10 protein-coding genes and 7 pseudogenes are annotated in these 14,265 nt (G+C 59.3%); 5 read left to right on the forward strand and 12 right to left on the reverse strand.

The features are described from left to right. A partial coding sequence (locus AC0L26_RS31525) for a Ulp1 family isopeptidase (protein WP_473636023.1) occupies positions 1 to 1,348 on the forward strand: 1,348 nt, incomplete at its 5' end. Between the two features lie 244 nt (positions 1,349 to 1,592). On the opposite strand, the pseudogene AC0L26_RS31530 reads toward AC0L26_RS31525, so the two are convergent. Both AC0L26_RS31530 and AC0L26_RS31535 read right to left on the reverse strand, forming a co-directional pair. Continuing rightward, positions 1,593 to 2,130: pseudogene (locus AC0L26_RS31530) on the reverse strand (ISNCY family transposase); the annotation flags it as partial. A gap of 266 nt (positions 2,131 to 2,396) precedes the next feature. Next, complete coding sequence (locus AC0L26_RS31535) at positions 2,397 to 2,594, reverse strand: hypothetical protein (protein ID WP_473636024.1); 198 nt, start codon at positions 2,592 to 2,594, stop codon at positions 2,397 to 2,399. Between AC0L26_RS31535 and AC0L26_RS31540 the strand changes: the two are divergent. From AC0L26_RS31540 to AC0L26_RS31550, 3 genes and pseudogenes are all read left to right on the forward strand, one after another. Beyond that, positions 2,587 to 2,829: pseudogene (locus tag AC0L26_RS31540) on the forward strand (transposase); the annotation flags it as partial. The gene AC0L26_RS31535 and the pseudogene AC0L26_RS31540 sit on opposite strands and share 8 nt — an antisense overlap. Before the next feature lie 380 nt (positions 2,830 to 3,209). After that, on the forward strand, positions 3,210 to 4,895 hold the full coding sequence (locus AC0L26_RS31545; RefSeq protein WP_473636025.1) for an NAD(P)/FAD-dependent oxidoreductase: 1,686 nt from the start codon (positions 3,210 to 3,212) through the stop codon (positions 4,893 to 4,895). A gap of 202 nt (positions 4,896 to 5,097) precedes the next feature. Continuing rightward, positions 5,098 to 5,469 (forward strand): annotated as a pseudogene (locus AC0L26_RS31550) (DDE-type integrase/transposase/recombinase); the annotation flags it as partial. 444 nt (positions 5,470 to 5,913) lie between these two features. On the opposite strand, the gene AC0L26_RS31555 reads toward AC0L26_RS31550, so the two are convergent. The 10 genes and pseudogenes from AC0L26_RS31555 to AC0L26_RS31600 all read right to left on the reverse strand — a co-directional run. After that, entirely contained in the window at positions 5,914 to 6,264 is a 351-nt protein-coding gene (locus tag AC0L26_RS31555; RefSeq protein ID WP_473636032.1) for a c-type cytochrome, read from the reverse strand. Positions 6,265 to 6,781: 517 nt separating this feature from the next. Next, a complete protein-coding gene (locus tag AC0L26_RS31560; protein ID WP_473636026.1) occupies positions 6,782 to 7,141 on the reverse strand; it encodes a transposase in 360 nt (119 codons plus the stop codon). 425 nt (positions 7,142 to 7,566) lie between these two features. Next, entirely contained in the window at positions 7,567 to 8,289 is a 723-nt protein-coding gene (locus AC0L26_RS31565) for an IS6 family transposase (protein ID WP_473636027.1), read from the reverse strand. Then, positions 8,279 to 8,536: a hypothetical protein gene (locus AC0L26_RS31570; protein ID WP_473636028.1), complete on the reverse strand. Its 258-nt coding sequence runs from the start codon at positions 8,534 to 8,536 to the stop codon at positions 8,279 to 8,281. Before AC0L26_RS31570 ends, AC0L26_RS31565 begins: the two co-directional genes overlap by 11 nt. Positions 8,537 to 8,552: 16 nt before the next feature. Further along, positions 8,553 to 9,257, reverse strand: coding sequence for a hypothetical protein (locus tag AC0L26_RS31575; protein WP_473636029.1), 705 nt, complete (start codon positions 9,255 to 9,257; stop codon positions 8,553 to 8,555). Positions 9,258 to 9,515: 258 nt separating this feature from the next. Beyond that, the gene (locus AC0L26_RS31580) at positions 9,516 to 9,794 is read right to left on the reverse strand and encodes a hypothetical protein (RefSeq protein ID WP_473636030.1); all 279 of its coding nucleotides are present in this window, start codon (positions 9,792 to 9,794) and stop codon (positions 9,516 to 9,518) included. A gap of 231 nt (positions 9,795 to 10,025) precedes the next feature. Further along, positions 10,026 to 10,190 (reverse strand): annotated as a pseudogene (locus AC0L26_RS31585) (aspartate 1-decarboxylase); the annotation flags it as partial. 42 nt (positions 10,191 to 10,232) lie between these two features. Beyond that, positions 10,233 to 10,394 (reverse strand): annotated as a pseudogene (locus AC0L26_RS31590) (3-oxoacyl-ACP synthase); the annotation flags it as partial. Between the two features lie 16 nt (positions 10,395 to 10,410). After that, positions 10,411 to 11,019, reverse strand: a pseudogene (locus tag AC0L26_RS31595) (aminotransferase class III-fold pyridoxal phosphate-dependent enzyme); the annotation flags it as partial. Then, a pseudogene (locus AC0L26_RS31600) lies at positions 11,012 to 11,188 on the reverse strand (biotin synthase BioB); the annotation flags it as partial. The pseudogenes AC0L26_RS31595 and AC0L26_RS31600, both read right to left, overlap by 8 nt. Before the next feature lie 346 nt (positions 11,189 to 11,534). On the opposite strand from AC0L26_RS31600, the gene AC0L26_RS31605 reads away from it, so the two are divergent. Beyond that, a complete protein-coding gene (locus AC0L26_RS31605) occupies positions 11,535 to 13,685 on the forward strand; it encodes a S46 family peptidase (protein WP_473636031.1) in 2,151 nt (716 codons plus the stop codon). Positions 13,686 to 14,265 lie beyond the last annotated feature (580 nt).

Below are 14,265 nucleotides of genomic sequence, written 5' to 3' on the forward strand. Positions count from 1 at the left end.
CTTCTCCCATGGGACTCAACGCGTCCCAGACGCAATGCTCTCTTCCTTGGACCACCATGGCCTCTTGCCGGATGCGGAAAACCCGAAATGGAACTACGAGATCAAAGGTCACGGCTACACCGCCGAGAGGCCGGAAGGGCGCAACGACTTTTGGCTCGTCCATCGCGGTCGGATGAGGGAAGCTGCAGCGGCAGCGGCAGCGGCAGCACTACCGGCAAGGGTTCCAGAACCCGCCTCGCCAGCGACCGCCAGGCTGTCAGACACCTATCGCGATGTTCCGTTGGTCGATCTGACCACCTCCTCCGATGCTCCGATCGGAGCTTTTCCGTCAAGCTCGTCCAACCTTCCCGCGGGCGCGGTGCTCGGCGACGACTTGCTGGGCGACGTCCATATTCACAGGGATTACCGGTTGCTGGAGCAGAGCCTGCAGGCCGCCCACCCAGCGCTCGCCGCCCGAACGCGGTTGGTGGATTCCTTGGTCTCCCAGCAACTGCGCCGTCACGACCGGGACCCGCAACCTACATTGCTGTCCATCTATCATCAAAACGACGTCGCAGCCGACTTCGTGTTCCTGCCGGTGAACAGTGGCAATCCCATGGCTATGGTGGAGAATGATGGACACAACGAGCATTGGTCGCTGCTGCTCGTTGATCGCCGCGACCCGGAAAGAGCGGTCGCCTATCACTACGACTCCATCCATCAGCGCGATGGACGGGGATACAATGACGCACCTGCACGAGAGCTCGCAACAAGACTGGACGCGACCACCTTTGTGACACCCGCCATGGCCCGGCAGAACAACGGTGTTGATTGCGGCGTCTTTGTGGTGGACGGCACGCGCGAGCTGGTTCTTCGATTGGCGAACGAAGAGCGGCCAGGCCCGCAGCTGCCGTTGCACCTCGACTACCTCGTCGCCGATCGGCAGGCGCTGCAAAACCGACTGAGGCAGGGGCGCTTGCCGCACGAGCTTGCCGCAATCCCCGCGAATGCTTTTGCAGCAGCCGGGTCGCAGGCGCGACACGCCGTCTTGCAAGAGCAGCAAGCCCGACAAATCGCGCCAGCGCCGTTTGAACGGCACTTGGGCAAGACGCGCGAGGCCCAGGACGAGCTGACGAGTACACTTGACAGGAGCAACCTCGTGAACAGCGGGGGCGTCATCATCAACAATGAAGATTCAACAGCGCTGTTGCGGCCAGCGAAGAGGCAGAGGACTGATAATCCGCAAAGCGCCATGGGGCGGCAGCCGAGCGAAGCAACCACGACGTTCATCAGCCAAGCCTCCGATCAAGCCCGAGCGGAGCTGATGGCCTCCTTCAGAAGCAGAGAGCGCTCCGACGCGGGACGTTGAGCTCCATGGCTGGGGCCAAGCAGAACAGCTCTTTTCACGACAGAGGCGCTGATGCGCTCTCCGGGCCGTAGCTCTCGCCGTAATTGATCAGGCTGGCATTGTTGGAAGGCGATGTAGGCCTGGAACTCTATAGCGCGACGATCAGGATGAGATGCCGTATTGCCTCACGTAACGATGTTCCTCGAGATTCGAGCGTTGCCTCATCCATTTTGCTCCCGGCCTCCTTAGCGAGCGCCACGGCGCCTCAGTGTGGCCCCGCGACCTCCAGGATCGGCGGCTCCTTGTTCAAGGGGCCAAACAGCAACGCGTCCGCCTGTTCGCTGCGCCAGACCTTTAGCCGGCGCTGAAGCGTTCGAAACAGTTTGTCCGGGTAATCGCCGGGATACTCGGCCTGCAGTCGTGACAGAAGTTCGCTGCCGGTTTCGCCATGGTTCGGCTTCGAACCAATTTCGTAAGTCCGCAGTCGCCTTGACGAGAGGGTCAGGACGCCGCCGCCCCCTTTTGGCTTTCACAATCGGGCGACCCGTCGGCCGGATAGCTCCGTCCTTCCAAGCAGTCCGCAAACTCGCCAAGAAAAGGTCGATTGGCTGAGCTGTTCCGTCAGGGCGCATGGCGGGCGGAGTATCGGCAAGCGCAGCGAGTCGCTCCTGCACGGCACGGATATCGCGCAATAGCAGGACAGGATCGAGCCCGGCGTAGATTTCCTGCAGACGGGAGCGGACTGCATCTGAGGTGCGAGCGTCTGCAACCAGACGCTGATGCGGCGTAGCTGGCGGACTGAACCGCTTTTCTGCTCTTCGCGGATGACCTCGCAGCCGGCGGCCTTGAGCGCGGCGATCTGCGCGGCGAGGTTCTGTTCGGTGGTGGAGGTGCTGGCGTATCCGATGCGGGTCATGCAAACTGTTCATTTTGGGTGTGCCGGCGCGATGCTCTGTTCATTGACGAAGATTGAGCCCACAATATACAAGCTTTTCCGGTTGCGACGTGTTCATGGCAGGTGTTCAGGCCGGGTATACCCAAATTAGAACACGCCCATCGGTTCCGGTGGTCAGTCACGCAGTCGTCGTGGTTTCAGCTTTCTGGTAACCTCCGCCAGCCACGCGACTGCACCGGGCGTGGCCTGCCATGCCTGGCCGTTTTCGTCGACGTAGTCAGCTGCCTCATCCTCGCCCCCCAAAGTGATATAGCCGTCGATGGAAGCAACCAAAGGCTGCTTGCCGGAAAGGACGCCAGGCGTCGTGCCCACGAATATCACCATCCTGCCACTGCCGCCGAAATCACCGGAGCTCAACCCGGTCGAAAACCTCTGGCTCGTCATGCGCGAAAACTGGCTGTCGAACCGCATCTTCAAATCCTATGACGATATCGTCGCCCATTGCTGCGATGCTTGGCGCAAGCTCGAAAACCAGCCTTGGCGCATCATGTCCATCGGCCGAATTCTGATCAGTGAGGAAGCGTATTATATTACATATGAAACGTAATATTAATTCAATGAGTGAGAATTGAGTGATAGAAAGAATTAGATATTATGGGTCGTTAGCAAGCACTAATAGAAGATATAGTGCGCGAGTATTTGGAACGCGCTCGGTAGCAGGAGCGCGACTTCCCCATATGAGAGGAATGCGATGTATTTCGGCTAAGCAATCCATTCCGATCCAAATAAATATCGAGTCAATCGTCGATTAGCGAGATGCGTTTGCAGTGATTATTATGGCAAGCTCTCTTCTAATAAACACCGTTAATTGCGCCTCCGTTGAGCAGCAATTGTTATGCTGTGGCCAGCGTTCCAATTTAACGGGGGAGGCATTCTGAGGGCGGCCACACTAGATATCAAGAAATATAGCTATCACCGGAGAGCGGTATGCTGAACAATACCATCGCAAGAAATTCATTGCCGAGTATCGATCTTCTGTATGATTATGGACCGTTCTTGCGATTGAGCGAGTCTGAAGGTGGTATTGGGAGCTTTGCTCAAAACAGCCGGCGTCCGCGGGTTGGCATTGTGGGCGCCGGCATCAGTGGCTTGGTGGCGGCGACTGAACTTTTGCGCGCCGGAATAACGGACATCGTGCTATTTGAGGCGCGGGATCGTATGGGTGGGCGGGCTTGGTCACAAATCTTCGACCCGCGCGAACCGCATCTCATTGCCGAGATGGGCGCTATGCGCTTTCCTTCCAGCGCAACCTGCCTGTTCCATTATCTGGACAAATTGAGGATAGATACCGCAGCTTCCTTCCCCGATCCGGGCATCGTGGATACCGAGGTGCACTATCGAGGTGCGCGTCATTTATGGCAGGCCGGCGAGTCTCCGCCGCCACTGTTCAGACGCGTTCATCAAGGATGGCAGGCTTTGATAAGCGACGGTTACGTGCACGAAGGGATTCAACTGCCCGCACCGGCGAAGATCACAACTTTGCTTCGGTCGCATCGCTTTGACCAAGCTCGTGACGCATGGCAGGCCTGGCTAGATTCGTTTCGCGACATCTCCTTCTATTCGGCCCTCGTCACCATCTTTACCGGACCGCAGCCACCAGGGCGCGTACCTTGGAAAAGGCCGGAAGATTTTGAGCTTTTCGGATCGCTGGGGATTGGATCTGGAGGCTTTTTACCTGTGTACCAAGCCGCGTTTACTGAGATACTGCGTCTAGTAATTAACGGGTACGAGGACGATCAGCGCCTGATTATGGGAGGGATCTCCCTGTTGGTGAAACGGTTGGCTGAACAGGAGCTTAACGGTGTGAGTTTGCGGCAGCGTGTCCGCTACGGTCATGTAAGCCGTATTTACAAACAGGGCGGTCAGATTCTCGTGACATGCGCAGGAGGGCAGGTCGTGCCTTTTGACCGCGTCATCGTCACTACCAGCAATCGAGCTATGGAGCTGGCCCATCGTCTCACGGCGGATGGAACCTTTCTTACTAACGAAGTTTTGCGAGCGGTCAGAGAAACTCACCTTACCGGCTCTTCCAAGCTGTTTATGCTGACGGAAAACAAGTTCTGGTTAAAAAAGGGCTCGCCGACAACCATCTTGTCAGATGGCCTTGCCAGAGGGGTTTACTGCCTAGACTATCAGCCCGATGATCCGGATGGTAAGGGCGTGGTGCTGTTAAGTTATACATGGGAAGATGATGCTAACAAAATGCTTTCCATTCTGGACAAAAAGGAACGGAGCCAGCGTCTGGTCGATGATCTGGCCACCATATCCCCTGATTTCGCCCGTCATCTAGTCCCGGCTAACGGTGACTATGAACGTCATGTCCTGCAGCACGATTGGCTGATGGACCCATATTCAGTAGGTGCCTTCAAGCTCAATTATCCTGGTGAAGACATCTATTCAGAACGGTTATTTTTCCAATTCGCTACCGCAAAAAGACCGGAAGAAGACACGGGCTTGTATCTCGCAGGATGTGGATGCTCCTTTACCGGCGGGTGGGTCGAGGGCGCGGTACAAACGGGCTTGAATGCCGCATGTGCTGTTATCCGCAGCAGTGGCGGCCAGCTCTTGAGCGGTAACCCTATTGATTCGATGGATTCCGCTTATCGATATTGAGATAGCGTTCTTTATAAAAGGCTTCTTAAATGTTTGCAACGTCCACACTCCAGGACATTTGCAATCAAATACTGGCCGGGAAAACTTCGGCGTTGGATATCAGGGAATCGGCACTTTAGGGCGCAAAAATCCATGGTCGACCGGTTAGGATGGGATTTCCTGCGCTGACAGGCGCGGGATGCAGTAGCATCGGTACTGGAACCGCCCCAACACCAAAGCGGCCAAGCGCTTGCTGACGCGGCTGCTGAAGAAGCAAGGCGTCGCGCCGAAGCGCATGATCACCGACAAGCTGCGCTCCTATGGAGCAGCCAGGCGACAGGTGATGCCGGACGTCGAGCATTGGTCGCATAAGGGATTGAACAACCGTGCCGAGAATTCGCATGTGCCGCCGCGACAACGGGAGCGGATTATGCAAGGCTTCCGAGCACCAGGAGCACTGCAACGCTTCGTTTCGATCTTCTCGGCTCTGCGCAATCTCTTCGTCCCGCCCCGCTCAAAACGCTCCGCTCTCGCTACACATATTCACCGCCTGCAGGCCATGGCGGAATGGAAAGCCGTGGCCATGGTCAACTGACATCAGCGGCTGCAGGTCTCAACGCGTGTATATGCAGACAACGTGACATCCCCCCTCATCCCGTTGAAACGGGACGACAGCCCCGGAAACTCAGCGAAATGAGTCAATTGTCGGCGGCCCTTGCTGAATTCAGGCTGCCGGAAGAGGGAGCAACTTAACCAACTTTGACCTATAAAGGGCGCGGCGACGCATGGCTATATTTTGGGCAGAGCCATAAGACGCGGCCCAATGAGTACCGTCCTGGCGAAGCCAGAGCAAGCGTATTGGATGGGTTCCCGTCCTGCGGTTGCTGACGGCATGAGCACAGGCCTGCTGGACCAGCCGCGTCGGATAGCTTCGCCACTTTGCCCGACAGAACAGTCGGCTTTCAAAACTGGTTTCACGGCGTGAAACACGATTGCTCCCTACTTCGCGTTGTTCCGGAAACGCAACGGCCAAAGGTTTCTAACCTGACACACTCCTGAGATAGGCGATGACGTTTTTGAGGTCCTCGGGATTCTTGAGGCCAGGGAACCCCATTTTGTTCGCCGGGACTTTCGCCTTGGGATTGGCCAAATATGCCATCAGGTTCGGCTCATCCCATACGAGGTCCGCTGCGCCCGCATCCTTCATGGCTTTCGAGTACGAATAGCCCGGGACGGTGCCGGCTGTCCGGCCTACAACGCCTTTCAAGGTTGGCCCGACCTTATTCGCGTCGGTATCAGCGCTGTGGCAGGCGGCACACTTTTTGAAGACTGTCTTTCCGGCCTCGATATCCTGAGCCCGGGCGACCGGAGGCAAGCACGCCAAAACCATTGTGGCGCCGACGAACAGATATTTCACGCGGGAATCCCCCGATTGAAGGTACGGCAGGCGGTCGATATGTTTATAAGCCATGATCCAATCCTCGCTTAAAGTACGTTGCTCAGGCAGCCGTAAAGAAGCTCGTCGACTCACTCGGCGTAGATTTCGCCCTTGGCGTCGATGCGCAGCTCGTATTGAGGAATATTGGCCGTCGACTGGTCCCAGATCTGCTACCTTTCTCAAATATGTGTTGTGGTCGGGACAACTAAAGGAGTGGTCATCTGCGTTTTAGTTCCATGGAAAGCTCTTGTGCGGGCGCGTGGTCGAGAATCTGACAATGTCGCGGTCCGGCCGGCGCCGTCTGGTAACTGACGTCTAGGGTTCGTTCGGCTTCAGCCTGTTCGATGGGTATTCGACGAGTGCCAGCCCCAGTGCAGACTTTGTCTGAGTCTGCGCAGGCAGTTCCACAGGTACGGCCCTTCCTGCATCGGCAAACGTTCCTCCTCTTAGAAATTGACGGCGGCCGATGTCAGGCAGCTTGTTGCAGCAATTCATGCGTCCTACCCATTAGGCGAAATGTTATCGCAAATAGCTCTGCAACGCTTGTGCCAACCGGAAAAGCCGGCGATTTCATACAAAATGCGAATGGGATCCGTTTCCGAGGAGTCGCAGCCAAGGCCCCGCAGACCCATATCGCAAATCGTCTGTCAGCGGTCCTCGACAGCTCGCAAAGATTGGTCGGGTAGGCGCGCTGCACCCGCGAGAAGAAGCTTTCGACCTGGTTGGTGTTCGTGCCGCCCTCGGTCTGGTAGGCCTTGGAGTGGTTCACTCGCTTCAGCTTGTTGACGCCCGCCAGGTCGTTGTAGCTGCCATGCTCGTCGGAGATCACGGTTCACGGTAGCTTCGCGGGAGACGTGGTCACGGACCGCTGCCCACCTCCGTCATCGTCGCGGATGCCGCGCGTGAATGTCTGGCCGCCACGCCTGAAGCAGTTCCAGAACATGAAGCGGCTGTGCGCCTTGGCGCCCAGGGAGCGCGGTCTCGGCCGGCGGTCGACGCGGTCTTCGGCCTTGTTCTCGGGTCGGATATAGCCGCCAGCGTATTGCCGTCGATCTCGACTTCGCCCTTGAGCACCATGTCTTCCCTGCGCCACGCGATCGCCTCACGTAGCTTCATGAGCATCACCCAGGCGGTCTTGAACGCACGCCGATCTAGCGCGAGAGCTGGAGTGCGGCCTTGCCCTTGACCGAGTTCACCGAGAGGGGATGTCACGTTGTCTGCATATACACGCGTTGAGACCTGCAGCCGCTGATGTCAGTTGACCATGGCCACGGCTTTCCATTCCGCCATGGCCTGCAGGCGGTGAATATGTGTAGCGAGAGCGGAGCGTTTTGAGCGGGGCGGGACGAAGAGATTGCGCAGAGCCGAGAAGATCGAAACGAAGCGTTGCAGTGCTCCTGGTGCTCGGAAGCCTTGCATAATCCGCTCCCGTTGTCGCGGCGGCACATGCGAATTCTCGGCACGGTTGTTCAATCCCTTATGCGACCAATGCTCGACGTCCGGCATCACCTGTCGCCTGGCTGCTCCATAGGAGCGCAGCTTGTCGGTGATCATGCGCTTCGGCGCGACGCCTTGCTTCTTCAGCAGCCGCGTCAGCAAGCGCTTGGCCGCTTTGGTGTTGCGGCGGTTCCAGACGATCTCGTCGAGCACATAGCCATCCTGGTCAACGGCGCGCCACAACCAGTGTTTCCTGCCGGCGATGGTGATGACGACCTCGTCCAGGTGCCAGACATCGTTTCGGCTGTGCTGCTTGCGGCGCAAGCGGCGAGCATAATGCGGACCGAACTTGATGCCCCACCGGCGGATTGTCTCATACGAAACCACGATCCCGCGCTCCAGCAGCATTTCCTCGACCAGACGCAGGCTCAAGGGGAACCTGTAGTAGAGCCAGACCGCATTGGCGATGATCTGCGGTGGGAAACGATGGCGCTTGTAGCTGACGGTTGCGGTGTTCACGACATCGGGTTCATGCCGCATATCCCTGAACGCGAGTTAACTTGATAACGCCAATGCGCTTGCGCGTGGACTGGCTGGTCACCGCCACACGAATGGCTTCGTCGAAGCGCTCATCCTTGTTGGTGAACAACCGCACGATCTGCGCCGCGCGCTGCACCGGATCGTCGGGCAGATGCGCTTCACGCGCTTCCGCGCGGGTGCATGAGCCGGCATAATAGTCGCGCTGAGTCTTCGAGATCAGATCACGCCGATACAGTTCGTCCAGCACCTCGTCGGCCAGCGATTCATTTTCCGGTCCCTCGCCCCAGGGCTTGGGCGGATCGACATGGCGGAGTGCAACCAGAGACTTCACCGCGGTGAAAGCCTGTGACGCCTTCGGCATGTGGCCGGAAGCCGACCAGGATCAGGGCCGGAATCCGTTCACAGCGCAGCGAAACCAGAGTCTCGCGGTCACGCTCGCCACGCTGGAAGGCATCGTTCAGCTTGCGGATATGCGCCCGAAACTTGGCATCGCCGTCGTCATAGGGGACGTCTGCGGAATGCACGCCGAGGATGTTGTGGACTGCCGTGGTGCGCGACGAACCCTCGACACTGGTCAGCGTGGTCGCGGGAGCCGAGCCGTCGCCATGCTGGTACGTGGTGGCGACCAGCCACACCGCCTCCATCACACCCTGCGATTCGATCGAAGCGCGCCAGTCGTTCTCAGCGAGGACGAAGTTCGCCGCCTGCTGCGCCGCCCAGGTCAGGTGATGACGGTTCTCGATGTCCACTGCCAGTTCCGCCTTGTGCCGCTCCTCGGGGTCGAGTGCGTGCGGCTCCGGCACGGGCCGGAACTTGGAGTCCTCGCCACCCGCGCCGGGGTCGATGGCGAAAGGATGCCGCCGCGACGGCAATGTCCTGGGATTGCGCGGGTCCGGCATCGTCCGCCGGGCCCACACGCTGGTGCGAATGCCGAGCAGCGTGCCGCCGGGGACGGGAATCTTCTCCACATCGGATCAGTCGTATCGCCAATCGACTTGCGCACCTCGCTCGGATCGACGACGGCATTGGCAATCGCCGTCGCTGAGGCCTCCGAAAGGCCGAAGGCATCGATGATCTTCTCAGAGAGCGCCTGGCGCGCCTTGGCGTGGGCATAGTCCGGCAAGCGTTCCACCGGGCGGGGAAGGACGTGATCGTACGCCGCTCGGAACCGGGATCATCGCCGCTCCAGAACATCCAGGATCCGGCCGAGTGCCTCGCTATCGATATCACTCTCGACCCGCAGGCGGCGGGTCCCCAAGCTCGATCGTCACCATGCTGCTCTTCTTGCGCGGTCGGGAGATCGGCGGTGGCTGCGCAGGCGGTTGCGGCGCTGGCAGCGCCTCGACGACTTCCACGGGAACGAGTTGCGGCATGGACGGCGCGGAGACCAGAGCTCCTTGCGCCACAGCCTCAAACGTCGCCGCGACCAACCGCTCCTTCTCCTCCCGAGACCAGCGCCGGCGTCGCTCAACCGACGTGATCACTTCGATCTGATGCTTCGTCACAGGGCTACTCCTAGTGCTTGCACTAGGACTCGCAACCTTCAGCCTACCTCAGCAAGGCGGCCGTCACCGGACGGGTACGGCGAGACGTTCCGGGCAACGCTGAAAGCTGAGGGTCTCTACCAGACCAATCATTTTCGTGCTTCGCCTAGGCTTGGCGACGAGTGCGTTGCCAGCTGAGGGCATCCATCGCCTTAGTTTCCTGCGTTCAGGACGTCCGCGAAGATTTCTGGAAGTCGAAATCCGCGCTCCGGAATTCTTGTTCCATATCTCCACGAATTCCATGGGCAGAATTCCGGCTGCCTCGCAGTGGACGGGGTCGAGCGCAATCGAGCGGTAGTTGAGGTTCGCTTCGGTGACGTGGATGCCGTGCAGCTTGCCAGCGACTAGCTTTCGCATTGGTCTGTTGTCCTATCCATCATGAATGACCAGTCATGTCGCCGCACGGGCGGCGAGGCCAGACAACGTGTCTTCGTCCGTTGCCCAGAATCGCGAGCGAATTCCGGTGCGCTGCTCGATCCAGCCAGGTTCGAGCCCGAGACCGGTTTCGAATTCCGGGTTATCGACCTTTCGCCCGGGCGCATGGTGGCCAAGCCCGAGAATGCGCGACGATCTGCCGTGGCCTTGAACCGAAGCGTTCGCCGGCCATCCTCGATGGCGTCATAGAGACCGTCCAACTCGTCGCCGGTGATGCAATAGGGCGGGAGGGGGTAGAGGACATTGCCGAGCGGGCGAATAAGCAGGCCGCGCTCATGGAAGAACGCGCGCAGTTTCGGTCCGATCTCGGCCAGATAGCCGGCGGAGCCGGCGCGCAGATCGAGTGCCGCGATCGTGCCGGTCGCCCGGCTGCCGGTGAAGAAAGGTGTCGCGAAAGCGTCGAAGCCCCGGCGGCCTGCATCGCGCTCAAGGCCGCGATCCGCACGGCGACAAGCTCGTTCCGCCAGATCTCGACATTGGCGAGTGCGGCCCGCACAGGCAATCTGATTGGCGGTGTACGAACTCGAATGAAAGAAGGTCTTCTTCCGGTCGATCGAATAATGAGCCTTGGAGGATCGTATCGGTGGCCAGCGTGGCAGCCAGCGGGATAGCGCCGCCGGTCAGGCTTCGAGGTGCAAAGGATATCAGGAGAAATGGAGGCCTGCTCGCAGGCGAACATGGTTGCGGTGCGTCCCCAGTCGGTCATCACCTCATCGGCGGTCAGCAGCGTGCCTGAGGTCTCGGCGATCGGCTGAAAGACGGACATGCGATTTCGGCATCATGATGCGCGCCAGCGCGATCACGCGCACGAATTCGATCGGCTCGATCGGCTTGGCGTCGGCAAGCGGGGTGCCGTCGATCGGGATAAGCATGTCGATCGGAACGCTTTCGGGATGTTCCGGCAGATCGGGTGAAGAAACGCGCTCTCACGATTATGGACAGGCGACGGCGATTCGGCAGCGGGCTCGTCGCTAGCGAGGACGAGGGCGTCGGGTCTACGACGAAATGTCGGAGGTCGGACATGGAAGGCAGCTTACCATTTGGGTCGTTGAAAGCTTTATTGCTTTGGCACGATTAGTGCAACGGACGAGCCGCAAACGTTGCCCAGAACCGATACGATGAGGGGAGCGTCATCCTAGCTGTTTGCGTTGACCGTCCCAGTGGCAGCCGCGCAGGCGCTGGCGTCGCCGGCCAGCCCGAAGTCGATCCAGTCGGGGGAGCAGTAGATAGAGTGGGAGAGGCACCAGTATGAACTGCGAATGTGATATGGTTGCTTGGGTAAGTGCCATCGCCTTGCTCTGGACGGCCACCGCTGCATCGGCGAACGAAGGCATGTGGATGCCGGCCCAGAGTGCGGAAGTCGGCGCGGCCATGCGCGCGGATGGACTCCAGATCGATCCCGCGCAGCTGAGCCGTCTGGGCGCTGCCCCGCTTAGCGCGATCGTTTCACTGGGCGGATGCTCCGCCTCATTCGTCAGTCCGCAAGGGCTGGTCGCCACCAACCATCACTGCGTGCTGGAGTCCATCCAGTACAACAGCAGGGAGGGTCAAGACTATCTCACCAATGGGTTTCTGGCGAAGAGCCTGGGTGAAGAATTGCCTGCGGCGCCCGGCAGCCGCATCTATGTGACCGAGGATATGCGGGATGTGACCGCTGACATGCTCAAGGGCGTCTCGGACAAGCTGAACGGCCTTGCCCGCTTTGAGCGGCTCGAAGCGAACCGCAAGGCGCTGATCGCTGCATGTGAAGAACAGGCCAGTCGCCGCTGCGACGTGAGGCCTTACTATGGCGGCGCTTTCTACTATCTCCAGCAGAACCTTGAAATTCAGGACGTGCGCCTCGTCTATGCGCCCGGGCTCGGCACCGGTAACTTCGGCGGCGAAACGGACAATTGGATGTGGCCGCGCCACACAGGCGATTTCGGCTTCTATCGCGCCTATGTCGCTTCTGATGGTTCCTCCCGGCCTTATGCGCGTGACAATGTGCCTTACCGGCCAAAGAGTTGGCTGCCCATAGCCCGTCAAGGCGTCCAAGAAGGCGATTTCGTGATGGTCGCCGGCTTTCCCGGCGCAACCCAGCGGTTCCTCACCGCCGATGAAGTCCAGTTCAACTTCGCCGAATACGAACCACTGTCCCAGCGTTTGCTCTCGGATTATGCCGCTCAGATCAAGCAAGCCACGGCAGGCAATCGCGAAGCGCAGATCCGCTACGCCTCCATCCTACAAGGCGTTGAAAACTACAAGAAGAAGCTGGCGGGCGATCTAGTCGGCGCCGACGCGATCGGCCTCGACGCGCGCAAGGCTACCGAGGAGGAAGTTTTTCGCGCTTGGGTCGCTGAGTATCCCGTGCGGCAGACGCGCTTTGACGCAGCAATCCGCGAACTGGACGCGATGGTGGGCGAGAATAGCCGGGCTTCGCTGGCGAGGCTGCGCCAGGCGTTGCTCAATCGCGCGCAACTACTGTCATCGGCACGCACTCTCTATCGCTGGACAAAGGAGCACGAGAAGCCCGATGAAGACCGTGAAAGCGGCTTTCAGGATCGTAACCATAAAGAAATCTCGGATCAGCTGACGCAGATCGAACGCCGCTATTTGCCAGACATCGATCGAAAGCTTTTTGAGGCCGCACTCGACGAATATCGCCGGCTGGATGCAAAGGACCGCGATACTGCTTTCGAAAGTGCTTTGGGCCAAACTGGCCTTGACCGACTTTATGCAGGCACCAAACTCGCAGACACGGCGACGCGGCTCGGCTGGCTTGATAAGCCCGCTGCTGCCTTCGAGGCATCCGAGGACCCTTTCATCAAGCTGGCGGTCGCTCTCTATCCCGGCGACATCGCTGCGGAGCAGGCTGCGAAGGACCGTGCTGGACGCAGCCAGGCGGCTCGCGCCATCTATATGCACGGTCAGCGTGCCTACCGGCAGGCAATCGGCCGGCCGATGTATCCCGACGCGAATGGCTCACTGCGCATCACCTGGGGCAAGGTGGCGGGGCGAACACGCGACGGGCAGACCTGGACGCCCTTCACCACGGCCGAGGGACTTCTGGCCAAAGAAACGGGCAAGGGTGAGTTCGACGCTCCAGATGCGGCTATCGCAGCGATCCGAGCCAAGGATTATGGCCCCTATGTCGCGCCGGCGCTGGGCACGCTGCCGGTCAACTTCCTGTCCACCGCCGACATCACCAACGGCAATAGCGGCTCGGCGACGCTGAATGGGCGCGGCGAGTTCGTCGGCCTCGCCTTCGATGGCACGCTTGATGGAGTGATCTCCGATTGGGCATATGCCGCAGACCGCAGTCGCAGCATCCATGTCGACAGCCGCTTCATGCTCTGGACCATGGACAAGATTGACGGCGCTGGCCGGTTGCTCAAGGAAATGGGAGTGCTGCCGGCGTCGCGCTCCCGAGCGGGGTAGTCTGGCGGGCGGCAAATGCGTCGGCCTCGCCAGCAGAACGGCACTTCGGAGACATTGACGTGAGCTTGCCACAGCGATCGTTGATCGTGCTCGAATCGGCGGCGCTCCAATATGCGCAACATTCGAAGGTTCGCCAGCGCTTGAGCCGTTGCTCAATTCCGTTTCCCCTTGGCATCACTTCAAATGACGTAGCTTGGTGCAGTCGCACCGATGCGCCTGAACATCGCACTTTCATGTTTTGGTTGCGTGTTTCGCAAACTCTGGACAGGGATTCCGCTAAATTGCGGACGGCTGTTTCGCTAAGTCCACGCACAGCTTGCCGGCGTCTGTCCGCGGGAGAGCTGGCTTCGATTTGTCTGAACAGTTTGGCGAGGACCGCGAAATGAAGGCAGCATAGGGAATGGAAGCGCTACGGGCGACGAACCAATAAAGCGGTTCACCCGTTCGACCAGCGAAATGACGTTCGTTAATCGCACTAGTCAAGGTCCGAGCTGAAGCCCTCCATCGAGGAGCGTTTTTTGCTTGAGCATGGCCTCAAGAGACGTGTCGAGGTTATCGTGCAGGCCTTTGGCATGATCCC

Source organism: Mesorhizobium sp. WSM4823 (genome assembly GCF_055811195.1).